At 72.7% G+C, this 25,931-nt stretch carries 25 protein-coding genes and 1 tRNA gene; 8 read left to right on the top strand and 18 right to left on the bottom strand.

The window, feature by feature from the left end:
* The first annotated feature begins 145 nt into the window (after window positions 1-145).
* Together NUV38_RS14205 and NUV38_RS14200 are read left to right on the top strand one after the other, a co-directional pair.
* Window positions 146-532 (top strand): universal stress protein, encoded by a 387-nt coding sequence (locus tag NUV38_RS14205; RefSeq protein ID WP_257729746.1) that lies wholly within the window; start codon window positions 146-148, stop codon window positions 530-532.
* Entirely contained in the window at window positions 499-1,896 is a 1,398-nt protein-coding gene (locus tag NUV38_RS14200; protein WP_257729745.1) for an FAD-binding oxidoreductase, read from the top strand. The genes NUV38_RS14205 and NUV38_RS14200 overlap by 34 nt, the downstream gene beginning before the upstream one ends.
* A gap of 179 nt (window positions 1,897-2,075) precedes the next feature.
* On the opposite strand, the gene NUV38_RS14195 is transcribed toward NUV38_RS14200, so the two are convergent.
* Window positions 2,076-3,767 carry an acyl-CoA dehydrogenase family protein gene (locus tag NUV38_RS14195; RefSeq protein ID WP_257729744.1) on the bottom strand — a complete coding sequence of 564 codons (1,692 nt, stop codon included), beginning with the start codon at window positions 3,765-3,767 and terminating at the stop codon, window positions 2,076-2,078.
* 74 nt (window positions 3,768-3,841) lie between these two features.
* Between NUV38_RS14195 and NUV38_RS14190 the strand changes: the two genes are divergently transcribed.
* Window positions 3,842-4,606: a PaaX domain-containing protein, C- domain protein gene (locus NUV38_RS14190; RefSeq protein ID WP_257729743.1), complete on the top strand. Its 765-nt coding sequence runs from the start codon at window positions 3,842-3,844 to the stop codon at window positions 4,604-4,606.
* On the opposite strand, the gene NUV38_RS14185 is transcribed toward NUV38_RS14190, so the two are convergent.
* Window positions 4,570-5,736 (bottom strand): DUF4185 domain-containing protein, encoded by a 1,167-nt coding sequence (locus NUV38_RS14185; RefSeq protein ID WP_257729742.1) that lies wholly within the window; start codon window positions 5,734-5,736, stop codon window positions 4,570-4,572. The genes NUV38_RS14190 and NUV38_RS14185 overlap by 37 nt on opposite strands.
* A gap of 33 nt (window positions 5,737-5,769) precedes the next feature.
* On the opposite strand from NUV38_RS14185, the gene NUV38_RS14180 reads away from it, so the two are divergent.
* Window positions 5,770-6,756 (top strand): hypothetical protein, encoded by a 987-nt coding sequence (locus NUV38_RS14180; RefSeq protein ID WP_257729741.1) that lies wholly within the window; start codon window positions 5,770-5,772, stop codon window positions 6,754-6,756.
* Window positions 6,757-6,764: 8 nt separating this feature from the next.
* On the opposite strand, the gene NUV38_RS14175 is transcribed toward NUV38_RS14180, so the two are convergent.
* The 9 genes from NUV38_RS14175 to NUV38_RS14135 all read right to left on the bottom strand — a co-directional run bounded on the left by NUV38_RS14175 (window position 6,765) and on the right by NUV38_RS14135 (window position 13,815).
* Window positions 6,765-7,838 carry a hypothetical protein gene (locus NUV38_RS14175; protein WP_257729740.1) on the bottom strand — a complete coding sequence of 358 codons (1,074 nt, stop codon included), beginning with the start codon at window positions 7,836-7,838 and terminating at the stop codon, window positions 6,765-6,767.
* Window positions 7,839-7,885: 47 nt separating this feature from the next.
* The gene (gene yidC / locus NUV38_RS14170; RefSeq protein ID WP_257729739.1) at window positions 7,886-8,674 is read right to left on the bottom strand and encodes a membrane protein insertase YidC; all 789 of its coding nucleotides are present in this window, start codon (window positions 8,672-8,674) and stop codon (window positions 7,886-7,888) included.
* 51 nt (window positions 8,675-8,725) lie between these two features.
* On the bottom strand, window positions 8,726-9,001 hold the full coding sequence (locus NUV38_RS14165; RefSeq protein WP_257729738.1) for a hypothetical protein: 276 nt from the start codon (window positions 8,999-9,001) through the stop codon (window positions 8,726-8,728).
* 39 nt (window positions 9,002-9,040) lie between these two features.
* Window positions 9,041-9,319, bottom strand: a complete 279-nt coding sequence (locus NUV38_RS14160; protein ID WP_257729737.1) for a helix-turn-helix domain-containing protein — start codon at window positions 9,317-9,319, stop codon at window positions 9,041-9,043.
* Window positions 9,316-9,720 carry a VOC family protein gene (locus tag NUV38_RS14155; RefSeq protein ID WP_257729736.1) on the bottom strand — a complete coding sequence of 135 codons (405 nt, stop codon included), beginning with the start codon at window positions 9,718-9,720 and terminating at the stop codon, window positions 9,316-9,318. The genes NUV38_RS14160 and NUV38_RS14155 overlap by 4 nt, the downstream gene beginning before the upstream one ends.
* A gap of 161 nt (window positions 9,721-9,881) precedes the next feature.
* Entirely contained in the window at window positions 9,882-12,173 is a 2,292-nt protein-coding gene (locus tag NUV38_RS14150) for a catalase (protein WP_257729735.1), read from the bottom strand.
* Between the two features lie 187 nt (window positions 12,174-12,360).
* Window positions 12,361-12,447, bottom strand: a tRNA-Ser gene (locus tag NUV38_RS14145).
* Between the two features lie 43 nt (window positions 12,448-12,490).
* A complete protein-coding gene (locus tag NUV38_RS14140; RefSeq protein WP_257729734.1) occupies window positions 12,491-13,477 on the bottom strand; it encodes a permease prefix domain 1-containing protein in 987 nt (328 codons plus the stop codon).
* A complete protein-coding gene (locus NUV38_RS14135; RefSeq protein ID WP_257729733.1) occupies window positions 13,474-13,815 on the bottom strand; it encodes a PadR family transcriptional regulator in 342 nt (113 codons plus the stop codon). The genes NUV38_RS14140 and NUV38_RS14135 overlap by 4 nt, the downstream gene beginning before the upstream one ends.
* 94 nt (window positions 13,816-13,909) lie before the next feature.
* Between NUV38_RS14135 and NUV38_RS14130 the strand changes: the two genes are divergently transcribed.
* On the top strand, window positions 13,910-14,539 hold the full coding sequence (locus NUV38_RS14130) for a nucleoside/nucleotide kinase family protein (protein WP_257729732.1): 630 nt from the start codon (window positions 13,910-13,912) through the stop codon (window positions 14,537-14,539).
* Window positions 14,540-14,543: 4 nt separating this feature from the next.
* On the opposite strand, the gene NUV38_RS14125 is transcribed toward NUV38_RS14130, so the two are convergent.
* Together NUV38_RS14125 and NUV38_RS14120 are read right to left on the bottom strand one after the other, a co-directional pair.
* A complete protein-coding gene (locus NUV38_RS14125; RefSeq protein ID WP_257729731.1) occupies window positions 14,544-15,389 on the bottom strand; it encodes a hypothetical protein in 846 nt (281 codons plus the stop codon).
* A gap of 16 nt (window positions 15,390-15,405) precedes the next feature.
* Window positions 15,406-16,557: a MalY/PatB family protein gene (locus NUV38_RS14120; RefSeq protein WP_257729730.1), complete on the bottom strand. Its 1,152-nt coding sequence runs from the start codon at window positions 16,555-16,557 to the stop codon at window positions 15,406-15,408.
* A gap of 179 nt (window positions 16,558-16,736) precedes the next feature.
* On the opposite strand from NUV38_RS14120, the gene NUV38_RS14115 reads away from it, so the two are divergent.
* Entirely contained in the window at window positions 16,737-17,819 is a 1,083-nt protein-coding gene (locus NUV38_RS14115; RefSeq protein WP_257729729.1) for a dipeptidase, read from the top strand.
* Window positions 17,820-17,850: 31 nt separating this feature from the next.
* On the top strand, window positions 17,851-19,563 hold the full coding sequence (locus NUV38_RS14110) for an AMP-binding protein (protein WP_308219702.1): 1,713 nt from the start codon (window positions 17,851-17,853) through the stop codon (window positions 19,561-19,563).
* Here the strand turns inward: NUV38_RS14110 and NUV38_RS14105 are convergent.
* Window positions 19,560-20,651, bottom strand: coding sequence for a hypothetical protein (locus NUV38_RS14105; protein WP_257729728.1), 1,092 nt, complete (start codon window positions 20,649-20,651; stop codon window positions 19,560-19,562). The two genes, NUV38_RS14110 and NUV38_RS14105, sit on opposite strands and share 4 nt — an antisense overlap.
* Before the next feature lie 62 nt (window positions 20,652-20,713).
* Window positions 20,714-21,955: an ATP-binding protein gene (locus tag NUV38_RS14100; protein ID WP_257729727.1), complete on the bottom strand. Its 1,242-nt coding sequence runs from the start codon at window positions 21,953-21,955 to the stop codon at window positions 20,714-20,716.
* 132 nt (window positions 21,956-22,087) lie between these two features.
* Between NUV38_RS14100 and NUV38_RS14095 the strand changes: the two genes are divergently transcribed.
* Window positions 22,088-23,308 (top strand): S9 family peptidase, encoded by a 1,221-nt coding sequence (locus NUV38_RS14095; RefSeq protein ID WP_257729726.1) that lies wholly within the window; start codon window positions 22,088-22,090, stop codon window positions 23,306-23,308.
* 279 nt (window positions 23,309-23,587) lie between these two features.
* Here the strand turns inward: NUV38_RS14095 and NUV38_RS14090 are convergent, their stop codons facing one another.
* Genes NUV38_RS14090 through NUV38_RS14080 form a run of 3 tightly spaced genes read right to left on the bottom strand, consistent with a single transcriptional unit; the run spans window position 23,588 to window position 25,642 of the window.
* Window positions 23,588-23,890, bottom strand: coding sequence for a DUF2277 domain-containing protein (locus tag NUV38_RS14090; protein WP_257729725.1), 303 nt, complete (start codon window positions 23,888-23,890; stop codon window positions 23,588-23,590).
* A gap of 40 nt (window positions 23,891-23,930) precedes the next feature.
* On the bottom strand, window positions 23,931-24,539 hold the full coding sequence (locus tag NUV38_RS14085) for a CE1759 family FMN reductase (protein ID WP_257729724.1): 609 nt from the start codon (window positions 24,537-24,539) through the stop codon (window positions 23,931-23,933).
* Window positions 24,536-25,642 (bottom strand): LLM class flavin-dependent oxidoreductase, encoded by a 1,107-nt coding sequence (locus NUV38_RS14080; protein ID WP_257729761.1) that lies wholly within the window; start codon window positions 25,640-25,642, stop codon window positions 24,536-24,538. Before NUV38_RS14080 ends, NUV38_RS14085 begins: the two co-directional genes overlap by 4 nt.
* Between the last annotated feature and the right edge of the window lie 289 nt (window positions 25,643-25,931).

Here is a 25,931-nt window from a genome sequence, read left to right as displayed (position 1 = left end):
TCGTGACCTGTAGCGGCCTCCCAACCACTACGGACGGCTGATGTCCTCGTCGTGACCGGGACTTTAGTCCTTCCCGTTCTCGTCTGCAGCCTCATCGGCAGAAAAGTCCTACGGGTACCGTGGGGGCAGCGCGAAGGAGGAGCGGATGACCACGATCGTCGTCGGATACGTCGCCACGCCCGAGGGTGAGGCCGCCTGGACCTGGGGGGTCGAGCACGCCGCTGCCGTGGGCGCGAAGGTGGTGGTGATCGCCTCGGACACGCCTCACCCCGACGTCACGCCCGAGACGGTCGTCGAGCAGCTCGAGTCACGCCTGGCCGATGCGGGCGTCGAGCACGAGGTCGTGCACTTCGTGGGCTCCAGCGGAGCCGCGGACTCGATCCTCGACAACGCCCGCCGCCACGACGCCTCGCTCGTCGTGATCGGACAGCGACGCCGCTCGCCCGTGGGCAAGCTCGTGCTCGGCTCCACGTCGCAGCGAATCCTCCTCGAGGCCGAGTGCCCCGTCGTGGCGGTCAAGGCGCCGCGCTGACCTCCACCGCGTTCGGCCACCTGCCCACCGAGGTGGTGCAGACCGGCCCCGACGTCGTGGCCGGGTTCGCGCACGACGAGGCCCAGCTGGTCGAGCGTGCGATGCCGGTGGCGGTGCTGTCGCCGCGCACCACCGCCGAGGTCGCGGACTGCCTGCGGGCGGCGCACGCCGCGGGCCTCGCGGTCGTCACACGCGGGGCCGGCACCGGACTGGCCGGCGGCGCCAACGCTCCCGCGGGGTCGGTGGTCCTCAGCACCCGCCGGCTCGACCGGATCGTCTCGATCGACGTCGAGGAGCGGGTCGCGGTGGTGCAGCCCGGCGTGATCACCGCCGACCTGCGCGCGGCCGTGGCCGAGGTCGGGCTCTTCTACCCGCCCGACCCGGGCAGCGTCGCGATCTCCACCATCGGCGGCAACGTGGCCACGAACGCCGGCGGCATGTGCTGCGTGAAGTACGGGGTGACCGGCGACTACGTGCTCGGCCTGGAGGTGGCGCTCGCCGATGGACGCGTCCTGCGCACCGGTCGGCGCACCGTGAAGGGTGTCGCCGGCTACGACCTGACCAGTCTGCTCGTCGGCTCCGAGGGCACGCTGGGCGTGATCACCGAGGTCACGCTCCGCCTGCGACCCGCTCCCCCGCCGCCCTCGACCGTCGTCGCGACCTTCGCCGACCTGCAGGGCGCGGGACGTGCGGTCGAACGGCTCGCCGCCGACGCCGTCGACCTCTCGCTGCTCGAGATCCTCGACGCCACGACGCTCGCGGCCGTCGACGCGCACACGCACATGGGGATCGACGCCGCCGCGATGCTGCTGGTGCAGACCGACCTGCCCGAGGCTCGGGCCACCGTGGAGGCCGTGCGCAGCATCTGCGACGCGGCCGGCGCGGTCGACGTGGCCCTCACCACGGACGCGACCGAGGGCGCGCAGCTGCTCGAGGCCAGACGCCAGGCTCTCCCCGCCCTCGAGCGCCTGGGCGACTGGCTGCTCGACGACGTGTGCGTCCCACGGCGGGCCGTCGTCGACCTGGTCGCCGGGATCCAGCGCGTCGCGGCTGACGAGGGCCTGACGATCGGGGTGTTCGGGCACGCCGGCGACGGCAACATGCACCCCACGATCATCTTCGACCGCCGGGACCCGGCCGGCGTGGCGGCGGCGCACCGCGCCTTCGACGCGATCACCGCCCTGGCCCTCGAGCTGGGTGGGACGGTCACCGGCGAGCACGGCGTGGGTCGGCTCAAGTCCGGCTGGCTCACCCGCGAGCTCGACCCCGTGGCGCTCGACGTGCACCACGCCGTGAAGGCCGCGTTCGACCCCGACGGCCGCCTCAACCCCGGCAGCGTCCTGTCACCCCTCCCCGAACCCTGAGCCCCGAATCCCGAATCCCGAGCCACCGCCGTCCGCGACCGACCCGTCAGAGGTAGGTGGCGCGCGGAATCGCCGTCAGAGGTAGGTGGCGCGCGGATACGACGTACGAAAGCGCGGCAGTCCTACCGCCGGGGGCCGACGAGGCGCGGCCCACCTACCGCTGGGCAGCAGGGGGGCGCTCAGGAGGGGTCGGGCAGCGCGCGCTCGAGGATCGCCTCGGTGTCGACGGACGCGTCGAGGGTGCCGAAGGCCAGGCCGCCCTGGCGATCCAGGCGCGAGGAGCAGAACGCGTCGGCCACGGCCGGGGTGGAGTGCCGCACGAGCAGCGACGCCTGCAGCGTGAGCGCCATCTGCTCGACGAGCTGCCGCGAGCGGAACTCGATGCTGGACAGGTCGGCGGTGGCGGCGGCCAGGTCGTTGCCGAGCCGCTCCGCCGCGGCGTCGAGGCGACGGTCCGCGCCGCTCGCGAGGCCGATCTCGTGCAGGAGCGCGTCGGCGACGCCCGGCTCGCGGCCGAGTGCACGGAGCACGTCGAGCGCGTTGACGTTGCCCGAGCCCTCCCAGATCGAGTTGAGCGGGGCCTCCCGGTAGAGCCGCGGCATGCCCGACTCCTCGACGTAGCCGTTGCCGCCGAGGCACTCCATCGCCTCCGCGGTGAACGCCGGTCCGCGCTTGGTGATCCAGTACTTGCCGATGGCGGTGGCGATGCGCCGGAACGCCTGCTCCTGCCCGTCGCCCTGCTGGGCGCGGTCGGCCGCACCCGCGAGACGCATGGTGAACGCCGTCGCAGCCTCGGACTCGACGGCGAGGTCGGCCACGACGTTGCGCATGAGCGGCTGGTCGATGAGCGTCCGGCCGAAGGCACGGCGGTGCTTCACGTGGTGGCCCGCCTCGACGAGCGCCTTGCGCATGAGCGCCGTGCTTCCCGAGGCGCAGTCGAGCCGCGTGCAGCTGACCATGTCGATGATGGTGCGGACCCCACGACCTTCCTCGCCCACGAGCCAGGCCACGGTGCCGTCGAGCTCGGGCTCGGACGACGCGTTGGACCGGTTGCCCAGCTTGTCCTTGAGGCGGACGATCCGGAACGGGTTGCGCGCACCGTCGGGCAGGATGCGCGGCACCAGGAAGCAGGAGAGGCCGCCGGGCGACTGCGCGAGCACGAGGAAGACGTCGCACATCGGAGCCGACGTGAACCACTTGGCGCCGTGCAGCGTGAAGACACCGGGCTCGCCGGTCGGTCGGGCGACGGTGGAGTTGGTGCGCACGTCGGACCCGCCCTGGCGCTCCGTCATGCCCATGCCCGCGAGCAGGCCGCGCTTCGTCGAGGGGGTCCGCAGGCCCGGGTCGTAGATACGTGACGTGAGCAGCGGCTCGTACACGGCGGCGAGCTCGGGTGCGTGGCGCAGGGCGGGCACCACGGCGTAGGTCATGGTGATCGGGCAGCCGTGACCCGCTTCGGTGTGCCCCCACACGAGGCCGCGGGCCGTGCGGGCCACGTGGGCGCCGGCGCGGTCCTCGGCCCAGGGCGCGCCTGCCATGCCCTCGGCGACCGCGGTGCGCATGAGGTGGTGCCACGACGGGTGGAACTCGACCTCGTCGACGCGGTTGCCGTAGCGGTCGACGGTGCGCAGCTCGGGGTCGAACCGGTTGGCGTCCTCGGCCCACTGCTGGGCCTCGACCCCACCCGCGAGCTGCCCGACGCGACGGACGTCGGCCTCGTTCCAGCCGGCTCCCTCGCGGTTCAGGGCCTCCAGGAGGGCGACGTCGGCGGAGGCGTCGTAGGGCGCGAGGGGCGGGGCCTGGTTGACGTCCTCCGCACCGGTCGGAGCAGTAGCGTGGCCGTCGGCGGCGGGGTACGGCGTGATGGTCATGCACCAAGCATTGCATCATCGCTACAGTTGTCAAGAGAATGCAATGTCGACGATCGCGACCGGGAGGGAGCTCGATGGAGGTCCGTCCCCTCAGCGCGCGGTCGATCGTGCTCAGCCTGCTGCTCGCCGTGCATCCTCCCGAGCTGACGGCCGCCCAGCTCGTCGCCCTCGGCGAGGTCTTCGACGTCCCCGAGTCCACGCTGCGGGCAGCGCTGACCCGACTGGTGGCGACCGGCGACCTCGAGCGCACCGATGGCGTGCATCGGATCGGCGAACGGCTCCGGGCGCGCCAACGGTTCCAGGACGCCGCGCTCGACCCGCCGTACCGCTCGTGGGACGGCACCTGGGAGACCGTGGTCGTGGTGGCCGCCGGCCGCGCGGCCAGCGACCGGGCGGCGTTCCGCCTGGAGATGGAGCAGCTGCGGCTGGCGGAGCTGCGCGAAGGCGTGTGGACGCGGCCGGCGAACCTGGACCGCCCCCTGCCCGACTGGCCCTCGGACCTGGCGCTCGTCGCTGCCTCGCAGCCGACCGACGTGCGCGGGCTGGTGGGCCGGCTGTGGGACCTCGACGCCTGGACGGCCACCGGTGACGCTCTGCTCGCGGCGCTCGCCGAGGAGCGCTCCCCCGCCGACCGGCTCGCCGTCGCCGCCGCGCTCGTGCGGCACCTGCGGACCGACCCCGCCCTGCCCCCGTCGCTGCGACCGGCGACCTGGAACGGTCCGGCCCTCGCGACCGCCTACGCCGCGTACCAGGCGGAGCTGGCCGCGGTGCTGGACCCGATCCGCGAGCCGGCCACCTCACGTCAGGGCAGCGGGACCCGCAGGAACCGCGGCCGGTAGAGGAACGGGTCCTCGGCCACGACCGCGGGATCGGTGTCGTTCTGGCTGTAGGAGACGACCACGCTGCCCTCCTCGGGCAGCAGGTCCGGGTGCGCCAGCGGCATGTAGCGCAACCGCCCCTTCGACGACGACGGGATCGATGCCAGCGGCGGCCCCGCCGTGAAGGGACCGGTCGGCGAGGGCGCGGACCAGATCACCAGGTCGGTGCCCAGGAACTCGTCGCGCTTGCTCACGGCGTACCACCGGCCGGCGCGCTCGAACACGCTCAACGTCTGCGACACACCGCCCTGCGCAGGAATCAGGACCTTGGCGTCCTCGGCCCGGCGGCTCCACGACGTGCCGTCCCAGTAGCGCCACCGACCGACGTCGAGGATGTCGTCGGGACGCACCCGCGCCACGCGGAGGTCGAACCCGAACACCAGCCGCTCGCCCGGGTTCGCGGTGCCGTAGAGATAGACCCAGCCGTCGTGGACCGTCGCGGCGGCACCCCACGTGGGCCGCCTTGTGCCGGACCGGTCCGCGCCGACGTCGCGGACCGACAGCAGCTGCGGCGTGCGGCCGCGCGGCACGATGAACAGGGCGATCGCGGGACCGAGGTTGTCGAACGCGAGGTCACCGTCCGGTGCGGAGGCGCCCTGGACCCGTTGGACGGTCACCCCGACCAGGTCGTAGCCGGTGCGCTCGACCTTCGCGACCGCCATCGGCCAGTAGCCCACGCCGTCGGCACGGTCCGGGATCAGCGCGCCCTTGTCGGACGGCAGCACCATCTCGGCGCACTCGTCGTCGAAGACCAGCATCGAGTTGCGCACGAAGCGCTGTCCGTCGAAGTCGGCCGAGCGGAGGGTGTCGCCGAAGACCCAGAGCCGCCGACCGTCCTGCAGCGTGACGTCCGCGCCGACGTCGGCGCCCTCGAACTCTCCGCGTCCCCGCACCTTCGTGACCAGGTCGTTGAGGTCCGCGACCGATCGGATCGGCTCGATCGGCAGGCACCGGGTCTGCTCGGCCGCGTCCACGCGCGCCGGCTCCTCGACGTCGGGGGCGGCGAGCGAGGCGAGGGCCAGCATGGCCACCAGGGCCGGCACCGTGACGGCGAGGACCCGCAACCGCCACGGGGCACGCGGCAGGACCATGCCGTCACGATCTCACGTCGGTAGGGTCCAGCCATGTCCGGACGACGCTGGATCCCGCTGGTCCTCGTCGTGGTTGCGCAGCTCATCGGTCTGGTCCTCGTCTCGGCCCTCGTGGTCGGCGACGACCCCCACGAGGCGCCGGTGACGATCGTCGCGCCGGCCGTCGTGGGGCAGGCCCTCGCCGACCGCACCGACGCCGCGCTCGACGCGTCCACGACGCAGGACCGCCGCGAGGGCATGGACCGGCTCGAGTCGGGAGCCGCCACGGCCGTCGTGGTCGTGGACCTGGCGACCGAGCGCGACCTGCTGCTGGTCCCTGGGTCGCAGGACCCGCAGCTGACCGCTGCCGTGGTGGCGCGTGTGCGAGCCCTCTCGGCGTCGCTGGGTCGCACGCTCGACGTCGAGGAGGTGCCACCGAGGGCCCCCGAGCTCGATCGGCGTGTGGTCGACCTCGCCCCGCTGGTGGCCGTGGCGGTGGGGATGCTCGGCGTGGCGGCGCTCGCCTGGTGGCGCGGACCGCAGGCACACACGCACCAGGGCGGCATCCGTCGCGCCGCCGCCTCGGTGGCGTTCAGCACCGCGGTCGGGCTCGCGCTCGCGATCGTCGCGGCATCGACCACGTCCGGACCGTGGCTCGGCTGGTGGCTGGTGCTGGGTGCCACGACACTGGCGGCCTGCGCGGTGACGCAGGCCCTGCTCAGCGTGCTCGACGTCTGGGGCCTGGCCCTGGCGGTCGCCGTGCTGATCCTGACCGCGCTGCCGGCCCTGGCCGGGACCGACCCGTCGCAGCAACCGGTCGCCTGGCGCTCGGTGACGTCGTGGCTGCCGCACGCGGCCGGCCTCGACGCCGCCCGCGCCGTGGCCTTCCGCCAGGGGTCGGGCGTCGCGGCGTCGCTCGGCGTGCTCGCGGCCTGGGTGGTGGCCTCGTTCGCCACGTCGGCCCTGGCTCGGCGGGAGCGCCGGCGTGACGAGCGCGCGTCCAGGTCAGACGGCCACGTCGAGCAGTGCCGGACGTCGTAGGGGCACCGTCACTCCGATGCGACCAGCTGCCGGAGGGCGGTGACCACGGCCCCGGCCGCGAGCACCTCGGTGACCCCGGCCCGCACCCGCTCCGTCACGGACTCGGCCAGCCCCTCGATGGCGGCCTCGGCGCGATCACGCGCGTCCTGTGACGGTGGACCGTCCTCGTCCTTCCCCTCACGCAGCATCGCGGCGACCGCCTCCATGGCCTCGGCCGCGGGCTGCCGCAGACGCGGACCGAGCGCGACGTCCTCACGGTCGGCGTGCTCGGTCATCGCCAGCAGGCCGGCGAGGTCGTCGACGACCAGCGAGAGGCGCTCGAGCGCGCGTGCGTGCTCGACCTGGCGGTCGGCCCAGTCCTGCCACCGGCGGGCGCGCCAGTTCACCCGACGCACCTGGGTGGCCTGGGTGACGAGCCGTCCCATGGCCTGCGCGCGCGGACGGATGTCGTGATGCCGCGCGAGCCACTGCTCGCGGTCCAGCGGCGGGTCGCTGCGCAGTGCGTCGGCGAGGTCGTCGAGCTGCGCGGCGAGCGCCTCGCGGGCGGCGGTGATCTGGCGGTCGCCCGGCACCAGGGGCATGGGCGGCAGGGCCGCGTTCACTGCGACCCCGACGGCTGCGCCCAGACCGGTGAGCAGCACGTAGCCGATGAGGTAGTCGACCAGGCCGCTGCTGCCGATGATGAGCACGAACAGGGCTGCGATCGGCACCCAGTCCCCCATGTCGCCGAAGCGCCACCAGCCCGCGGCGAGCGTGCCGAGGAGCACGACGACGGCCAGACCCGGCACGGTCGGCACCACGGCGGCAGCGACGACGGCGAGCGCGGCCCCGAGCAGGATGGCCACGACCCCCTGGACGGACGCCTTGACGGAGTCGGCCACCGTCGCGGAGACGGCGATGACCGCGCCCAGCGGTGCGTAGTACGGGTACTCGTCGGCAGCACCGCCGAGGGGCTGGACCGCGAGCCATGCCAGCACGGCGGCCACCGCCGCCTTGGCCGCTCTCGGCAGGCGGGGGTGGCGCGCGATGCCGTCGCGGACCTGTTCGCGCAGTCGGCTTCGTCCAGCGGGAGAGCTGCTCATGACACAGGTGTTCCCACCCGGCGGCTCACGATGCGCCGGGTCCCCGGTCACTGTCCGTGCCGCTGGGCGGCCCGCGTGCCCGGCGTCGGGAACCAGCGCCAGACCGCGAACGACTGGCCCAACGTCCACACCTGGCTGAAGACCCAGTAGACGAGGAGCCCCACCGGCACGAAGGCGCCCGCGGCCAGCAGCCCGACGGAGGACAGCGTGGGCATCAGACGTGTGGCCTGCTGCACCGCCTCCGGCATGCCGTCCGTCGTCGTGTTGGGCATGACGAAGAGGTGCTGCGTCGCGAACGACACAGCCGCCGCCAGGACGGCCAGGGTCAGCACCACGGCGAGGTGCGAGCCGTCCTGGCCGAGGACGCCGCTGTCGGCCAGGCCCGCGCCGAACAGCTGGGCGCGGTCGAACAGCGCCACCTGGTCGGCGTCCATCGACCCGACCGCCGAGCCGGCGGCGACGTCGGAGATCAGGTGGTACAGCGCGAACCAGACGGGCAGCTGCACCAGCACGGGCAGGCACCCGAGCCTCGAGACCCCGTGCTCGGCGGACAGGGCGCGCCGCTCCTCCATCATGGCGCGCACGCTGTCGGGGTCGGTGCGCCCCTTGTAGCGCTGGGCGATCTCCTGCAGGTGGGGCCGGGCGACCGCCATCCGCCGCGCGTTGCGCACCTGGTGGACCGTGAGCGGCAGCAGCAACCCACGCACCACCACCACGATCGCGGCGATGCTGAGGCACCAGCCGACGGCGCCTCCGGGGTCGGCCCCGAGGTTCTCGGCGAGGGCGTGGGCGGTGGACATGAGGGTGGACAGGACGTGCTTCAACGGGTCGAGCATGGACATCTCCTGGTCTGAGGATCGGATCGGGCGCGTCGCCCGAAGGCGACCTCAGACCAGACCGGGAGCGCGCGGACGCACCGGATGACGCACCGGGTCCGCGATGCGCGACGAGAGCACGGGCACCAGGGCCGCGACCTCGCCGCGGACCACCCCGACCCCGCTTGCTCGGAGCGCCACGACCACGCGCGAGCTCGCGGTGACGAGCACGGCTGCAGCGATCGCGACCGCGACGCCCACCGTGGTGGCGGACTCGCCGGTCGCGGTGAGGCAGAGGACGAACGCGAGCAGTCCGGCCACCCGGCTCAGCATCGCGGTCTCTCGCATGCCGTCAGCATAGTGCCCGATTCGCGGCACCCGACCGGTCTAGACCTCCTCGCCCCAGCGTCCGAGCGCCTCGATCGCGTCGCGCAGGGCGAGTCCGCGCTCGGTCAGCTGGTAGGCCCGGGTGTTGTGCTTGAGGGGCAGGCGCGTCAGGACGCCGGCTGCCTCCAGCTCGCGCAGACGTGTCGCGAGCATGTTCGTCGGCGCCTGGAGGTCGCGCTGCAGGTCGCCGTAGCGGCGGGGACCGTCGAGCAGGGCCTCCACGACCAGCAGGGCCCACCGGGACCCGACGACGCCGAGCGCCGCGGCGAGATAGCTCACGCCTCGGGGTCGGCGTCCGGCTTCATCCAGAACGGCGAGTAGTGGTAGCCGTCGAGGTCGTCGAACTGGCGCTGGTACATGAACGGGTAGTCGTCGATGTCCCCGATCCGGCCCCCCGCGCCGGCGGCCCGCTCCACGAGCGCGTCGACCTCCTCGCGGCTGCCGAGGTCGAACGACACGGTGACCTTCGAGGGGGTGTCGGCGCCACCGACCAGCTCCTCGACACCGCCGACGGCCGCGTACATCTCGCGGCTGCCGAGCATCACGTACTGCGCGGACCCGATCTCGAAGCACGACACGTTGTGGTCGGACATCTCCCGGTTGAGGGTCCAGCCGAGGGCGGCGTAGAAGGCCGTCGCACGCTCGACGCTCTCGACCGGGCACGTGATGAAGAGGCTCATGCCGTTGATACTTGCAAAATACAAGTACGCCGTCAAGCGTCGACAAAAGGGCCCGTTCCCCGATGACGCGACGGCCCGACCAGGTGCACTGGTCGGGCCGGCGCGCGTGCAGGCCGGCGCGCCGCGATGTCTCTCGTCGTCCCGGCGGCCTCACGCTCCGCTCATCCCTCCGGGAAGCGCTCCCAGACCCGGTGGGCGCCGAGCATCGTCGTCACCTGCTCCAGGACATCCGCCGGGGTGTCGCCCACGTAGACGCCGGCGGGCACGGCGGGCAGGCCGCTCGCCTCGAGCGCGACGACGGCGTCGCCCCACCCGCCCAGCGCCTTCCCGTGGCGGTATGCCTCCGACACCAGGAGGGCGACGCGAGGATCCAGCGTGCCGGCGCTGGGTGCAGCCGCCTTCGCGTCGGCCGACGGGTCGGCGTCCTTGGCCGCCTGCGGCGCGCCGGCGAGCAGGACGGTGTCGAGCTCGATCGAGCGGACCGTCAGGAAGGTCCGCTGCACCGCCACGGGATCGCCCTCGCCGTCGTCCAGCATCCCGCCGCGGGAGGCGATGACCAGCGGCACCATGCCACCGGCGAAGACCGCGTCGCGCACCTCGCGCACGCCGCTCAGGTCCTCGAGGTCGTCGGGCACGACGATCCCGATCAACCGACCGTCCGTCGGCCAGGTCTCGCCGACCTGCGAGAGCGCCGGGCTCGGGACCTCCTCGGTCAGCGGGAGGGTCGCCTCCGGAGCGGGCAGTCCGAGGCCGTCGGCGACCAGCTCGCACAGGTGGCTGTCGATGTTGGCCAGCGCGAGCAGCTGGCGCTCCTTGATCGCCTGCTCGTAGCACTTGCCCAGCTCGAACGTGTACGCCTGTGCGACGTGGTTCTGCTCCACCGGGGTGAGGCTGAGGTAGAACAGGCGGGCTTGGCTGAAGTGGTCGTCGTAGGTGGCCGGGGCCTCGCGCACCTTGGCCGACGCCTCCACGGGCTGGGGGACGTCGATGAACGCGCTCATGTCCTCGCCGGCGAGGAACGGGCAGCCCCCGTCGAGCGAGTTGGGCTTGTAGGGGGCGACGCCGGTGTGGGCGGCGTCCTGGTGGTAGCCGTCGCGCAGCATGTCGTTGACCGGGGCGTGCGGCCGGTTGATCGGGATCTGGTCGAAGTTCGGACCGCCCAGGCGGGTCAACTGCGTGTCGAGGTAGGAGAAGAGTCGACCCTGGAACAGTGGGTCGTCGGTGGCGTCGATGCCCGGCACGAAGTGGCCCGCGTGGTACGCCACCTGCTCGGTCTCGGCGAAGTAGTTGCCCGGGTTGGCGTTGAGCGTCATCGTGCCGATGACCTGCACGGGAGCGAGCTCCTCGGGCACGAGCTTCGTGGAGTCGAGGAGGTCGATCCCCTCGAACATCTGGTCCGGGGTGTCGGGGAAGACCTGCACGCCGAGATCCCACTCGGGATGGGCGCCGGACTCGATGGCGTCCGCGAGGTCGCGGCGGTGGAAGTCGGGATCGACCCCGGCCGCGATCTGCGCCTCCTCCCACGTCAGGGAGTGGACGCCCAGGCGCGGCTTCCAGTGGAACTTGACCAGTGTGGTCTCGTCCGCCGCGTTGACCAGGCGGAAGGTGTGGACGCCGAAGCCCTCCATCATCCGGTACGACCGGGGGATGCCGCGGTCGGACATGTTCCAGATCGCGTGGTGCTGAGCCTCGGTGTGCAGCGAGACGAAGTCCCAGAAGGTGTCGTGGGCGCTCTGCGCCTGCGGGATCTCGACGTCGGGGTGCGGCTTGCCGGCGTGGATGACGTCGGGGAACTTGATGGCGTCCTGGATGAAGAACACCGGGATGTTGTTGCCGACGAGGTCGAAGTTGCCCTCCTCGGTGTAGAACTTCACGGCGAACCCACGGGTGTCGCGCACCGAGTCGGCCGAGCCGCGCGAGCCCAGGACGGTCGAGAACCGGGTGAACACCGGCGTGGTGGCACCCTCGGCCAGGAACGCGGCGCGGGTCAGCCTGGACGCGGTGCCGTTCGACCGGAAGACACCGTGGGCGGCCGCGCCGCGGGCGTGCACGACACGCTCGGGGATCCGCTCGTGGTCGAAGTGCATGATCTTCTCGCGCAGGTGGTGGTCCTGCAGCAGCACGGGCCCGCGAGCACCCGCCTTGAGGGAGTGGTCGGTCTCCCGCAGGGGCACACCGGTGGCCGTGGTCAGGGTCGGACCCTGCTGGGCAGCCGACTTCTTGCTGTCGCGCGACGGCGCACCGGTCGGCGAGTGCGGGATCGGACCGTGCTGGGTCGGCTTCGGCGGCAGCGGGTCGTGCGGCTCGGTCGGCTCCTCGACCGTCGGCGTTCCGCTGCCCGGCGTACCGGGGATCACGGGTGCGGCACCGGCGACGGTGGACTTCACCTCGTCGACGACCTCTTCGGCGATGTCTCGTGCCTTGCCGGCGAGTCCGGCCTTCTTGTCCGTCATGGTGCCCTCCCGTGGTGCTGCGGTGTGCAGGTGCGCTCGACGTACCCGTGGCCGGGCGGAGGCAAACTCGAGGGGGACCGGCGGTGGCGGTGGGAGCCGTCGCTCCTTCGTCGCTCCTCCCACGTTCCCAGCACTCACAGATGACGAAGGGCCCCGAGCGCAGACGCTCGGGGCCCTTCCTCATCGGCGGTGGCGGTGGGATTTGAACCCACGGTGGGTTTGACCCCACACATCATTTCGAGTGATGCACCTTCGGCCGCTCGGACACGCCACCGCGGGGTACCTTACCGGACCGTCGCGCGGCGACCGCAGCGAGGTCAGCGGGCGATCGGGGCCGTGCCGGAGGCCAGCGGGGTCGCCTTGTGGGCCTTCCACGCGGCGTCGCCGACCTCGGCGACGATGGTCACGAGCGCACCCACCACGATGCCGAGGTTCACGTACTCGAGCACCTGCGAGCTCATGCCCACAGCGTCGACGAAGGCCGGGTTGAGCAGTGCCTCGTCCCACGCCAGCCAGGCGACCGGCAGGGCGAACGCGGCGGACACGACGGCCATGGCACCCACGAGCGGCCACGTCCAGCGACCGACCCGGTAGCGCCACACCTCGAGCGCGATGTTCAGCAGGAGCACCCCGATGAGGAACGGCAGCCAGCCGGACCACAGGTCGGGGTCGAGCACCGCGACGTCGTCGCCGTCCGGCCCCTGCACCCAGCTGCGGAAGTTCTGGCCGATCAGCACCATGATGAAGAAGGCGATGAACACGATCGAGGCGACAGTGTCGACCAGGGAGACGTCTCGCGCCTGGGGAGCCTCGGGCAGCGAGTCGACCGTCCAGCCGGGCAGGCCCGGGTCGACATCGACCCGTTCGAGGATTGCGAACGTGAGGGTCGTCCAGAAGGCCACGTGCAGCGCCACCTGGATCCCGGCCGCGACGCCGTCGCCGATCGCCGACCCTGCGTCGGGCTCGGTGATCAGGCTGACCGCCGCCACCACGACCGCGACCGTCGCCGGGATCCAGGCCAGCAGCCTGAGCAGCAGCCGCCAGTAGGTGAGGAAGTAGCGCGGGCCGATCAGGTGCAACGGCCGGTCGGCGTACTGCGCGGCGAGCAGGCCCGGGTCGCCGAGCTCGGTGAGCACACCTCGCTCCGCGTCGGCCTCGGGCTCGCCGGCGTCCGTGCGCGCATCGACCATGTCGGCGATCGAGGCACGCAGCTCGCGGCCGATGTCGTCGCGTCGGTCCTCGGGCACCGAGCGCAGCACGGCGTGCACGTAGCGGTCGGTCAGGGTGGTCGTCTGGCTGGTCATGGCAGATCCCCTTCCGTGAGGGTCTCGATGGAGGTGCGGACGGCGTCGAGGTCGGTCAGCAGCGCGGCGAGGAGCTGCTCGCCGTCGCGGCTGGTCCGGTAGACCTTGCGGGGTCGGGACTCGGTGGTGTCCCACTCGCTCGTCAGCAGGCCCTGGTCCTCGAGGCGCCGCAGCAGCGGGTAGAGCGTGTTCGCATCGACGCTGAAGCCGGCGTCGGCGAGGGTCTGCAGCAGGCCGTAGCCGTAGCCGGGCTCGCGCAGGGCGGCGAGGCTCGCCACCACGACGGTGCCGCGGCGCAGCTCCTGCAGGTGGGTGCGGAGGTGGTCGTCCCAGGTCATGCCGCCACATTACTGTGTGCCACACAGTATGTCTAGATCGCACATCATCGTGCCCCGGACGCCCGTCGGTGGAAGATGCGGAAGAATGCCGGACGTGGACCTCGACGACCTCGCCGCGCGCGTCGCCCGGCTGGCCGACGCCGCGGCGGGACGCCGCGTGCTGGTCGGCGTCGTCGGTGCCCCGGGCAGCGGCAAGTCGACGCTCGCGAAGCGGCTGGCCAACCGGCTCACCGCCGAGGGCATGCCTGCCGTGCGCGTGCCGATGGACGGCTTCCACCTGGCCGACGTCGCCCTCGCCGAACGCCGCCTGCTCGACCGCAAGGGCGCCCCGGAGACCTTCGACGCCCACGGCTACCTGAACCTGTTGCGACGCCTGCGCGCCGAGACCGGCCACGACGTGCTGGCCCCCGGCTTCGAGCGGGACCTCGAGCAGCCGATCGCCGCCTCGATCACCGTGGCACCGTCGCACCGCGTCGTCGTGACCGAGGGCAACTACCTGCTCGACGACGCCGACCCGTGGCCCGCCGTGCGCGCCGAGCTCGACGAGGCCTGGTTCGTCGACCTCGACGACGCCCGCCGCCGGTCGCGCCTCGTGGACCGCCACGTCAAGCACGGCAAGACGCGTGAGGCGGCGCAGGCGTGGGTCGACGAGGTGGACGAGCCCAACGCGCGGCGGGTGCTGGCCCGGAGCGGGACGGCCGACCTCGTGGTCCCGTCGCCTTGACCGCTCAGCCGGGCGCGGTCCGTCCAGGGAGCCCCGCCACGGTGGCCGCCCACTCGATCGACCGGCTCGTCCCGAGCGCGGTGCGCTGAGCGGGCCGGGTGACGTGGTCGATCAGCAGGCGACGCAGCACATCGGGCCGGTCGGTCAGGTAGGCCGACGGGATCGGGATCGCCCGACCGCTGCGGTCCGTGGTGTCCACGCACCACCACTCCCCCCGACGCACGCGCTCGAGGCCGGGCGTCCGCTCCAGGCCGAGCGGACCGACGAGCTCCAACGACTCCCACGGGACGCGCGTGTGGGCCGGACCCCACACGTGCTCCACTCCCTGGGCCGTGAGGAACAGCCCACCCGCCTGCACCCCGCGTCGGGCCAGCCAGAGGTTCGGCACGAGCAGCAGGATGACGAGTCCGGCGCCGATGAGCGTCCAGGCACTGCTGTCGCCGAGCAGCCAGGCCACGACCTCGCCGACCACCACGATCGAGAACGCCGCGACGACGGCCCACGGTCGCGCGAGGGCCCACCCCGGCCGCAGCCACGCGGTGGCCGGGAGCCCGGAGGGAGCCGTGGCGAGCACCGGCCCGGCGTCGGCGTGCGGCGCACGGACCCACCGCCCCACGGCGTCGACGACCACCACCCAGCCGCTCCAGCACGCGAGGCCGAAGACCAGCGAGAGCAGCGGGCGCCCCACGGCGACGGTGACGGCCCAGACGACGGTGAAGAGCAGCGAGTAGAGCGTCGAGAACACCAGCAGCAGCCCGGCGCGCCACGTGCGTCCGGCGTCCAGGGCGCGACGGACGATGCCCGGCCCGTTGCGCGCGCCCCAGGCGGCCGGTGCGATGAACTGCGCCATCGGTCGAGCCCCGCCCTCAGCCGAGCACGGCGCCGACCCGCTCGACGGCCTCGCGCAGCACGTCGGGCGGGGTGGCGTAGGTCAGTCGCGCGCGCCCGTCGCCGACTCCGGACGCGCCGCCGAACGCGAGCCCCGAGGCCAGGGCGACGCCGACCCGCTCGAGCAGCACGGCGGCGGGGTCGTCGCCGAGGTCGTACGCGCGGAGGTCGAGCCACGCCGTGTAGGTGCCGGGGCCGGCGAGGAGGCCGGCGCGCGGGAGGTGCTTCGCCGCGAGGTCGCCGAGCAGCGACCGGTTCTCCGCGATGTCGGCGCGGAGGGCGTCGAGCCAGGGTCGGCCGTGGGTGAGCGCCGCGACGTGCGCGATGGTGCCGAGGTGGCTCGGACCGTGGCTCACGATCTCCGGCACCGAGGCGATCTCGTCGACGGTGACCGCACCACCGGCCACCACGGCCGCCTTGGCGCCGGCGAGGTTGAACGCCTTCGACGCCGACAGCACGGCGTACGCGTCGTCGGTGCCGTCGACGGAGAGGTAGGGCACGAAGGCGTCGTCGTCGGTGGAGACCGCGGCCAGGGGTGCGTGGATCTCGTCGACGACCACGCGGACCCGATGCTCGCGCGCCAGCCGGGCGACGGTGCCCAGCTCCTCGGTGGTGTGCACGACGGCGGTGGGGTTGTGGGGGCTGCACAGCAGGTACGTCGCGCCGGGGTGCTGGGCGAACGTGGCGGCGAGTGCGTCGAGGTCGAGGCGGCCGTCGTCGCCGAGCGGCACTTCGACCAGCGGACGGCCCACGTGGCCGACCGCGTCGAAGAACGGCTGGTAGACCGGCGGGTTGACGATGACCGGCACGTCGGCGCCGCCGGTGAGACGGAGGACCTCCTCGATGCCGACCATCACGTCGGCGACGGCGAGCGTGCGCGCCGGGTCGAGCCCGGTCCAGCCCCAGCGGTCGGCGGCGAAGTCGGCGAGGGCCTCCGCGTACACGCGCGGCTGCGGGTAGCCGGTGTCGCCGCGGGTCACGGCGTCGGTCAGGGCACGCGCCACGGGCTCGGCGAGCGGCACGTCCATCTCGGCCACGAACATCGGGATGACGTCGGGGTCGTGCATCGTCCACTTGATGCTCGTGCGGCGGCGCAGGTCGGCCAGGGTCAGCTCGTGCAGCGGGTGCATGCGGCCAGCCTGCCACCGCTCGGCGCACTCCGCGTCGGGCACTCACCCTGGTTCTCCCCCACTCACCTCGGAGGGCACGCCATGGTGAGTGAGGGATCTCGCCGGGGAGCTCGTGATTCCCATCAGCTGATGGGAATCACGGTCACGGGTGCGCCGGAGCGGGTGTCTACGGTGGGGTCATGGAGACGTTCGGGGACCTGCTGACCGAGGCTGCGGCGCGGGAGGCCGTTGCCGCCGCACCGCTGATCGACGGGCACGACGACCTCGCGTGGGAGATGCGCGAGAGCGCCGGCTACTCCGTCGACGGGCTCGACGTGGACCGCGCTGCCGCGGGCGAGGACCCGGCGTTCCAGACCGACCTGGTGCGGCTGCGCCGCTCGGGGGTCGGCGGCCAGTTCTGGTCGGTCTACGCGCCCTGCTCCGAGCGCGGGGCCGACGCGGTCACGTACACGCTCGAGCAGGTCGACTGGGTGCACCGGCTTGTCGCTCGCTACCCCGACCGGCTCGCGCTCTGCCGCACCGGCGACGACGTGCGCGACGCGTGGGCCTCGGGCCGGCTGGCGTCCCTGCTCGGCGCCGAGGGCGGCCACAGCATCGACGGCTCGCTCGCCGTGCTGCGGCAGCTCGCGAGCCTCGGCGTCCGCTACATGACCCTCACCCACAACGAGAACACCCCGTGGGCCGACTCCGCCACCGACGAGCCCGAGCACGGTGGACTCACCGACATCGGCCGCGACGTGGTGCGCGAGATGAACGCGCTCGGCATGCTCGTCGACCTGTCCCACGTGGCGGCCACGACGATGCACGACGCCCTCGACGTGACCACCGCGCCGGTGATCTTCAGCCACTCCTCGTGCCGGGCCGTCGCCGACCACCCGCGCAACGTCCCCGACGACGTGCTCGAACGGCTCCCCGGCAACGGCGGCGTCCTCATGGTCACCTACGTGCCGCCGTTCGTGAACGCCGACTTCGGTGCCTGGTTCGCCCACCGGGAGGTCGACCCCACCGGCGCCGGGCCCATGCCGCGTGTCACCGTCGACGACGTGGTCGCGCACGTGGAGCACGCCCGCGAGGTCGTGGGCGTCGACCACGTGGGCCTCGGCGGCGACTACGACGGCTTCGAGCTCTTCCCCGAGGGCATGGGCGACGTGACCGGTCACGCGATCCTGCTCGACGCGCTCGCGCGGCGCGGCTGGTCGGCCGGCGACCTCGCCCGCCTCACCGGGAAGAACGTGCTGCGGGTGCTCGACGCGACGTCCTGAGTCGTCCCACCGAGCGCGTGGCAGACTCGACGTGAGCCAGGACACACCCGGCTCGGACGTCACGCCGGCCGGCACGTGGGGGGACACGATGGACCAGCGACTCAGCCAGACCGCGGGCAGCGCCGAGGTGCCGCTGCTGGAGACCACGATCGGCGCCGACCTCGCCGCCACCGTCGCGCGGGTGCCCGACGCCGAGGCGCTCGTGGAGTGCGCCACCGGCCGACGTTGGACCTACCGCGAGCTGGCCGCCGACGTCGAGGTGGTGGCCCGCGGCCTCGCGTCGCTCGGCATCGAGAAGGGTGACCGGGTCGGCATCTGGGCACCGAACTGTGCGGAGTGGACCCTGGTGCAGTACGCCACGGCGCGGCTCGGCGTGGTGCTCGTGAACGTCAACCCCGCCTACCGCGCCCACGAGCTGGGCTACGTAATCGGCCAGTCGGGCATGCGCGCGATCGTCGCCGTCCCCGAGCTCAAGGGCAGCTCGTTCGCCGCCATGATCGACGAGGTCCGTCCCGACCACCCCACGCTCACCGACGTCGTGCTCATCGGTCCCGGCGGGGGTGCCGGGCCCCGGGCGGCGAACGGCACAGCGTCGTGGGACCGCCTGCTCGAGGCGGGCCGCGCGAGCGACCTCGACGTCGACGCCATCGAGGCCACCCTCGACCCGACGGACCCGATCAACATCCAGTACACGTCGGGCACCACCGGCTTCCCCAAGGGCGCCACGCTCTCGCACCGCAACATCCTCAACAACGGCTTCGCCGTGGGCGAGCTGCTGCACTACACGTCCGACGACCGCATCGCGATCCCCGTGCCCTTCTACCACTGCTTCGGCATGGTGATGGGCAACCTGGCGGCCACCTCGCACGGCGCGACGATGGTCATCCCGGCGCCGATGTTCGACCCCGCCGCCACCCTGCGCGCGGCCGCCGAGGAGCGGTGCACGTCGCTCTACGGCGTGCCCACGATGTTCATCGCCATGCTCGCCGACCCGTCCTTCGACCAGCACGACCTCTCCGCCCTGCGCACGGGCATCATGGCCGGCTCACCGTGCCCCGTGGAGGTCATGAAGCAGGTCATCGAGCGGATGGGGGCCGAGGAGGTCTCGATCTGCTACGGCATGACCGAGACGTCGCCGGTCTCCACGCAGACCCGCACGGACGACAGCGTCGAGCGGCGCGTGAGCACCGTCGGCCGGGTCCACCCGAACCTCGAGACGAAGGTGGTCGACCCGGCCACCGGCGAGGTCGTGCCACGCGGCACGGCCGGCGAGCTCTGCACGCGCGGGTACTCGGTGATGATCGGCTACTGGCAGGAGCCGGAGAAGACCGCCGAGGCCATCGACGCCGACGGGTGGATGCACACCGGCGACCTGGCCGTCATGGACGACGACGGCTACCTGAGCATCACCGGACGCATCAAGGACATGGTCATCCGCGGCGGCGAGAACATCTACCCGCGCGAGATCGAGGAGTTCCTGATCACCCATCCCGACGTCCTCGACGCCCAGGTCGTCGGCGTGCCCGACGAGAAGTACGGCGAGGAGCTCATGGCGTGGCTGCGCATGCGCGACGGCGCCGAGCCGCTGGGCGTCGAGGCGGTCAGGGAGTTCTGCACCGGCCGCCTGGCGCACTACAAGGTGCCGCGCTACGTGCACGTGGTCGAGGAGTTCCCGATGACGGTCACCGGCAAGGTGCGCAAGGTGCAGATGCGTGAGGACGCCCGCGCGCTGCTCGGCCTCTAGCGGTCCTCGTCGCGCGGCACCGGCCGGACCCAGGTGTCGGCGTCGATGCCGTAGACCCAGCGGCGTCCGGGCCACTCGGTGAGCGACCACAGCTGCCCGCGCTGGGGCCACCACGTGATGTCCTCGGGGCCGGTGGGCAGCACGCCACGGCGCCGGGTGAGCGCGCCGGGCCTCCCGATCCACAGGTCGCCCGGGTTGTCCTCGCCCGCGCTCGCGGTGATCACCCACGTGCCGTCGACGAGCACGGCACCCTGCATGCGTGGCGCGACCGCGTCGTGCACCTCGATGGGCACGGCCGGCTCGGTCTCGCCCGAGCGCAGCAGGTGGGTGTCGCGGTCGAGCTCGTAGCGGACCATGCGGTGGCTGCCGCCCTTGCGGCCGTACTCGCCGGCGACGAGGTGGTCGACGTCGCCCCGCCGGTCGAGCGACATGAACGAGTAGGTCATGGGCCGGACACCGGCGTTGGTGTCGGCGGCGTAGTGGGTCCGCTGGGGCAGCACGTAGCGGTAGCCGCGGGTGCGCCACCGGTTGCGCACCCGGATCACGTCGTCGAGGGCGAACACGCGGACGCCGCCGGAGCTGCCCGCCACGAACAGGTGCTCGCCGTACCAGACGATGCCCCCGGCATGGACCCGCACGGGGCGCAGCAGGTGCAGGCCGAGGATGCGCCGCGGCGCCACGAGCAGCACGTGCCGGTAGCGCGGCGCGGCCTCGTCGGCGTGGTCGATGACGGAGATGCGCGAGCCCAGCGTCAGCCAGCCGAGGACGCCGTGGGCGTACCAGCTGACGACGACGACCGGGCGGCCCTCGAAGGTGCCCGACTGCGGGTCGGGGCCGTAGGCGTCGGCCGACGTCGTGATGCCCTGCGGCCACCACCGCTGCGACGTCGCGTCGCGCTCCTCCCACTGCATGCCGCCGACCGCGGCCTCTCCCGGGACCTCGGCGCGGCTGCCTCGGCGGTCGAGGTCGGCCAGGACACCACGCAGGCCGACGCGCCGGAACCGTCCGAAGAAGCGCTCGGAGAGCCGACGTGACGCCGGCGCCGGCACGAGCCGGTACGGGACCTGCTGGGAAGGATCGAGGGCCACGTCCCCACCGTAGGTGCGACGCGCCACCGCGCCACCGGACTGCCGCCTGCGCGGCGTCTCCCCTAGGGGCCGTCGGGCGGGTCCGGCCACGGCGTCGTGAGGTAGGCCTCGACCGCCCGGTGGCGGAACGTGTACTGACGTCCCCGGTCGATGATGCCGCGGACGGTGTCGAGTCGCTGGGCGGTCGGGGCTGCCTGCGACGCCGTCTCGAAGCCCATCTCCCGCGCGATCTTCGTCGCGGTGCGGTCCACCGGCTCCATCGCCGCCATCACCTCGACCATCTGACGCTCACGCGCAGGGAGCCGCTGCAGGATGCGCTCGACGTGCGCCGTGGCCTCGTACCGCGCCGCCTCCCACCCCTGGAGCACGTGATCGACCGTGATCACCGGCCCCGTGCCCGCGTACCACGAACGTTCGCCCGCCAGCTGGAACAGGAACGGCTCGCCACACGAGAGCCGGACGACCAGGTCCGCCGCGGCCGGCTCCATGCGCACCACGCGCGTCGATCCGCGCTCGTCGCTCACCTCCCACCCGGGGGTCACGAAGGGGTGCAACGCCATCCTCAGGTCGTCGTCGGCGATGGGCGCGAGGGTGGTGGTCGCGAAGCGGCGCGCGAACGTGGCGCCCTTGCGGGAGCCGGCCATGTCGGCGAACTCGGGGAGGCCGGTGAGGTAGACGGCGACGGGCAGGACCCGCGCGAGTGCGACGTCGCCGGGGGCCCGCACCACGGTCTCGTGGGCGATGACGTCGCCGAGACACACCAGCAGCTGCGACAGCACGGCCTCGTCGGTGATGTTCTGGACCTCGTCGATGTGCACGACCACGGTGACGCCCTGCGCCAGGGCTGCGGCACCGACCTCGACGAGCAGGTCCGTCAGCGCCACGTAGGGCTCCGGCCCCACCGCACGGTCCAGCGTGAGGGAGATGCCGCTGGCGGCCACCTCACGAACCCTCGCGAGCACGTCCTTGATGCGCTGCTCGCGCGCCTCCGCCAGCCCGGCGCGATCGGCCAGGCGCAGCATGGCGGAGGCCACGGCCTTGAGCGGATCGGCCCCCAGGGGGATGCGCAGCTGAGGCGTGACCCAGTCGCCCTCGCGCTCGGCCATCAGGGCGATCCGGCGGACCAGGGTCGACTTGCCGAGACCGGCTTCGCCGAGGATCGTCCTGCCGCGTTCGGGCAGGCCCATCGCGCGTCGTGGGCGAACCACCGACTCCCAGTCCTGCAGCTGGTCGCGGCGTCCCGCCCAGACGGGCGGCACGACGTCCGCGCCGGGGGTGAAGGGATTATCGATCGCCGAACGCACGACCTAATGTTATCGCAACACGCTGCATACGCGATAACCTTTGGCGACAATGGCGACGACCGCCACCCCAGGTGCGTACCCCCTCCCCCGCCGGTACCGTCGGCCGCTGGACGGCGACAGCGAGGAGACGACGTGGAGCAGGATCACGCACGGGGCGGAGCGGTCGTGCGCGCAGTGGGCCGCGGCGTGCTGACCCTCCTCCTGCTCGTGGTGGCCCTGGGCCAGCTGGTGGCGTGGACGTCCCCGACCTGGTGGGTCCCAGCGCTGCAGCTCTGGCCGGTGCAGTACGTGGTCCTCGCCTGCGGCGTCGTGCGCGACGCGCTGGGCGTGTGGAACGTCGTGCTCGCCGTCGCCCTGCTCGTCCTCGTGCTGCGCGGGGCTCGTTGCCGGGGTACCGGGCTTCTGCGACCCGTGCCCGTCCTGGCCGTCGTCGTGGCGGCGTCGTCGCTCGGCCTGTGGTCGTACCAGGTCGTCGACGCCAGGCAGGCCGGTGCCGACGTCGGCGCCTTCGCCCCCGTGGTGCCGTTCCGGCAGGGCACCGTCGACCCCGACCGCAGCGTCACCGTCGGCACGGTCGACGGCACGGATCTCGACGCGGACCTCTACCTGCCGCGCGACACCGACGACGCCGGCGGCGTGCCCGTGGTCGTCTACGTGCACGGTGGCGGCTTCACCAGCGGCGCCCCCGCCCCCAGCCCCTACTACCCGCCGCTGCTCGACCGCGGGTACGCCGTGCTCGACGTCAGCTACCGCCTGGCCACGCCCGATCGCCAGACGTGGGACACGGCCGTCGCCGACGTCGGATGTGCGCTCACGTGGGTCACCACCGAGGGTCCCGGCGTCGGCCTGGACCCCGGGCGGGTGGGCACGATGGGCGACTCCGCCGGTGGCCAGCTGGCCATCAACGCCGCCAACCTCGGCGCCCGCGACGAGCTCGACCCGTCGTGCCGGACGCGTGGCGAGCTGCCGCAGGTCTCGGCCGTCGTGGCCGGCTACCCGGCGGTGGACGGCGCGGCGGCCTACGAGGAGTCGGGGCTGGGACGCGCCTACGGCAACCATTACGTCGGGGGCCCGCCGGAGGAGTTCCCCGAGCGGTACGCGTTCACCGACTCCGTGAACCATCTCGGCCGTGGCAACCCGCCGCTGCTGGTCTACCAGGGCGGTGCCGACCACCTGATCCTGCCCGGACCGGTGCGCGACTTCGCCCGCGCCTCGCGGGAGGCCGGGACCACCACGCGCTACGTGGAGCTGCCCGGCCAGGAGCACACGACCGGCGGCGGCCTCGGCACCCTGTCCTTCGGCGACCTCGTCGGTCGCGACCTCGCGACGCAGTGGTTCGTCGAGCACCTCTGAGGGAATCGGGTCTCCAGGGGGTCGCGCCTTGCCCGCTGCTGGGCATCGTGGGCCTGCGTCGGCGCGGCTCACCGTGGGCGTGGGCTGCGTCGGCGCGGGTGGGCGTGGGGCTCGGTCTCCGAGAGGGCCTCGACCGGGTGACTCCCCCGCGACTTCGGCGAGCCTGCGGCCCCCACCCCGTTCCGACCCACCATCGGTGGATTCTCAACCGCAGCAGCGTTCCTGCGGTTGAGGATCCACCGATGGGGGGCGCGGCCGGAGGTTCGATCGCGCCAAGGCCTACGCCGACCCGACCCCGGTGCGCAGGCGGACCTCTCGCTCCATGCGCTTCTCGTGCCGTGCGCGACCCTTGAGCGCCTCGGCCTCACGGCTCTTGGGCGGCGCCTTGGTCACGAGCCCGTCGAGGAGCGTGCGCGTGGCGGCGGCGATCTCGTCGATGGCCTGCTCGAACGCCGCGGCGTTCGCCTGCGAGGGTCGAGTGGATCCACTGACCTTGCGCACGAACTGCAGCGCGGCCTCGCGCACCTCGTCGTCGGTGGTCGGCGGCTCGAAGTTGTGGAGCACGCGGATGTTGCGGCACATCCTCCGACGGTAGCCCCGGTGGGCGGGAGGCGGAAGGTCCTCAGGCGCCGCGGCTCGGATCGGAGATGCTCAGCATCGTCTCGCTGAACAGGTCGATCTCGTCGTCACGTGTGCGGCCGGTGCCGGCCCCGCCGAGCAGCGACATGAGCTCGCTGACGGCGCGGTCGACGCGCGACGTGAGCGCACCCTCGCCCTCGGCGCTCCAGTCGTGCGGCGACGCGAACACGCCGGTCGGCACGGGCACGGCCTGCAGGTAGGCCATGAGCGGACGCATCGCGTGCTCGACGGCCAGCGAGTGGCGCGCGGTGCCGCCGGTGGCGCCGAGCAGCACCGGCTTGCCGATCAGCTGGTCGGGCTCGAGCACGTCGGCGAACGACTTGAACAGGCCGCTGTACGACGCCTGGAAGATCGGCGTGACGAAGCCGAGGGCGTCGGCCGCGCCCACCTGGTCGATCACGTGCTGCAGGCGCGGCGACGCGAACCCGGTGAGCGTCGCGTCGACGACGTCGTGGGCGAGCGGTCGCAGCTCCACGACCTCGACGGACGCCCCCGGCTCCGCTCGACGGACGCCGGCCGCCATCTGGTCGGCGAGCAGCCGCGTGGTCGACGGCGAGCCGAGCCCGGCGGAGACGATGACGACGCGGGTCATGCGCGCACCTCGCTCTCGCCGGAGGCCTGCGCAGCGTCGCGGGCGGCCACGCGTGAGGCGTGGGTGGGTGCATCGGGGACGCCGGCCGGACGTCGTGCCTCGAACTCCGCGCGCAGGGTGGGAAGCACCTCGCCGATCATGTCGATCTGGTGCAGCACCTCCTTCAGCGGCAGACCGGCGTGGTCCACGAGGAAGAGCTGGCGCTGGTAGTCACCGAAGTAGTCGGCGAACGTCAGCGTCTTCTCGATGAACTCCTGCGGGCTGCCGACGGTGAGCGGCGTCTGCGCGGTGAAGTCCTCCAGGCTCGGGCCGTGCCCGTAGACCGGCGCCTTGTCGAAGTAGGGGCGGAACTCACGCATCGCGTCCTGGCTGTTCTTGCGCATGAACACCTGGCCGCCGAGCCCGACGATCGCCTGCTCGGGCTCGCCGTGGCCGTAGTGGGCGAAGCGCTGCCGGTAGAAGTTGATCAGCCGGATGTAGTGCTCCTTGGGCCAGAAGATGTTGTTGGCGAAGTAGCCGTCGCCGTAGTACGCGGCCAGCTCGGCCACCTCGGGCGTGCGGATCGAGGCGTGCCAGACCATCGGCGGCACGTCGTCGAGCGGGCGGGGCGTGGCCGTGAAGCCGCGCAGGGGTGTGCGGAACTGGCCCTCCCAGTCCACGACGTCCTCGTCCCACAGCCGACGCAGGAGCTGGTAGTTCTCGACCGTCAGCTCCACCGCGCGCGTCGGGTCCTGCCCGAACCAGGAGTAGACGGGGGCGGAGTTGCCGCGCCCGAGCATGAGGTCGACGCGGCCGTCGGACAGGTGCTGCAGAACCGCGTAGTCCTCGGCCAGCTTGACCGGGTCGTTCGTGGTGATCTGCGCGATGGCCGTGGAGAACACGATCCGCTCGGTCTGGGCGGCCATGTAGGCCATGAGCGTCGTCGGCGAGGTGGTGACGAACGGCGGGTTGTGCTGCTGCCCGCTCGCGAAGACGTCGAGCCCGACCTCCTCCGTCTTCTTCGCGATCTCCACCAGCGCCTTGAGGCGCGCGTTCTCGGTGGGCGTCGTGCCGTCGGTCGGGTCCTGCGTGACGTCACCGACGGTGAAGATGCCGAACTGCATGCTGCTCATGGGAGCCTCCTTGCCTCGATACTCCCATCAACTAGTTCAACCTTCAACTTGTTCCCGGTCACGCCGTCCCCGAGATTCCCAGGTCGACCTGGGAATCCCCCGCGACGCACGGAGAACGCATTGGTGCACGGAGTGCTATCCGTGCACCGATGAGGAAACCCGGCGTCGCCGCGGGAGCCTACGAGCAGACCGGAAGGTCCCACGACGCACGGAGAACTCATCCGTGCACGGACTGCTTTCCGTGCTCCGATGAGAAAGCCTGGCGTGGCCGGAGATTCCC

The organism is Aeromicrobium sp. 50.2.37 (assembly GCF_024655735.1).
Taxonomy (GTDB): domain Bacteria; phylum Actinomycetota; class Actinomycetes; order Propionibacteriales; family Nocardioidaceae; genus Aeromicrobium.
The sequence above is the reverse complement of the archived record's forward strand: the minus strand, read 5'-3'. Positions and strand labels throughout refer to the sequence as shown.

Bases quoted from the DNA above. Each gene is read 5' to 3' on its own strand.
- NUV38_RS14080 (WP_257729761.1), bottom strand. From the start codon at position 25,642: ATGCAGTTCGGCATCTTCACCGTCGGTGACGTCACGCAGGACCCGACC.
- NUV38_RS14150 (WP_257729735.1), bottom strand. From the start codon at position 12,173: ATGACGGACAAGAAGGCCGGACTCGCCGGCAAGGCACGAGACATCGCC.
- NUV38_RS14185 (WP_257729742.1), bottom strand. From the start codon at position 5,736: ATGGTCCTGCCGCGTGCCCCGTGGCGGTTGCGGGTCCTCGCCGTCACG.
- NUV38_RS14155 (WP_257729736.1), bottom strand. From the start codon at position 9,720: ATGAGCCTCTTCATCACGTGCCCGGTCGAGAGCGTCGAGCGTGCGACG.
- NUV38_RS14120 (WP_257729730.1), bottom strand. From the start codon at position 16,557: ATGCACCCGCTGCACGAGCTGACCCTGGCCGACCTGCGCCGCCGCACG.
- NUV38_RS14090 (WP_257729725.1), bottom strand. From the start codon at position 23,890: ATGTGCCGCAACATCCGCGTGCTCCACAACTTCGAGCCGCCGACCACC.
- NUV38_RS14165 (WP_257729738.1), bottom strand. From the start codon at position 9,001: ATGCGAGAGACCGCGATGCTGAGCCGGGTGGCCGGACTGCTCGCGTTC.
- NUV38_RS14140 (WP_257729734.1), bottom strand. From the start codon at position 13,477: ATGACCAGCCAGACGACCACCCTGACCGACCGCTACGTGCACGCCGTG.
- NUV38_RS14205 (WP_257729746.1), top strand. From the start codon at position 146: ATGACCACGATCGTCGTCGGATACGTCGCCACGCCCGAGGGTGAGGCC.
- NUV38_RS14175 (WP_257729740.1), bottom strand. From the start codon at position 7,838: ATGAGCAGCTCTCCCGCTGGACGAAGCCGACTGCGCGAACAGGTCCGC.
- NUV38_RS14195 (WP_257729744.1), bottom strand. From the start codon at position 3,767: ATGACCATCACGCCGTACCCCGCCGCCGACGGCCACGCTACTGCTCCG.
- NUV38_RS14190 (WP_257729743.1), top strand. From the start codon at position 3,842: ATGGAGGTCCGTCCCCTCAGCGCGCGGTCGATCGTGCTCAGCCTGCTG.
- NUV38_RS14085 (WP_257729724.1), bottom strand. From the start codon at position 24,539: ATGACCCGCGTCGTCATCGTCTCCGCCGGGCTCGGCTCGCCGTCGACC.
- NUV38_RS14135 (WP_257729733.1), bottom strand. From the start codon at position 13,815: ATGACCTGGGACGACCACCTCCGCACCCACCTGCAGGAGCTGCGCCGC.
- NUV38_RS14180 (WP_257729741.1), top strand. From the start codon at position 5,770: ATGTCCGGACGACGCTGGATCCCGCTGGTCCTCGTCGTGGTTGCGCAG.
- NUV38_RS14125 (WP_257729731.1), bottom strand. From the start codon at position 15,389: ATGGCGCAGTTCATCGCACCGGCCGCCTGGGGCGCGCGCAACGGGCCG.
- yidC (WP_257729739.1), bottom strand. From the start codon at position 8,674: ATGCTCGACCCGTTGAAGCACGTCCTGTCCACCCTCATGTCCACCGCC.
- NUV38_RS14115 (WP_257729729.1), top strand. From the start codon at position 16,737: ATGGAGACGTTCGGGGACCTGCTGACCGAGGCTGCGGCGCGGGAGGCC.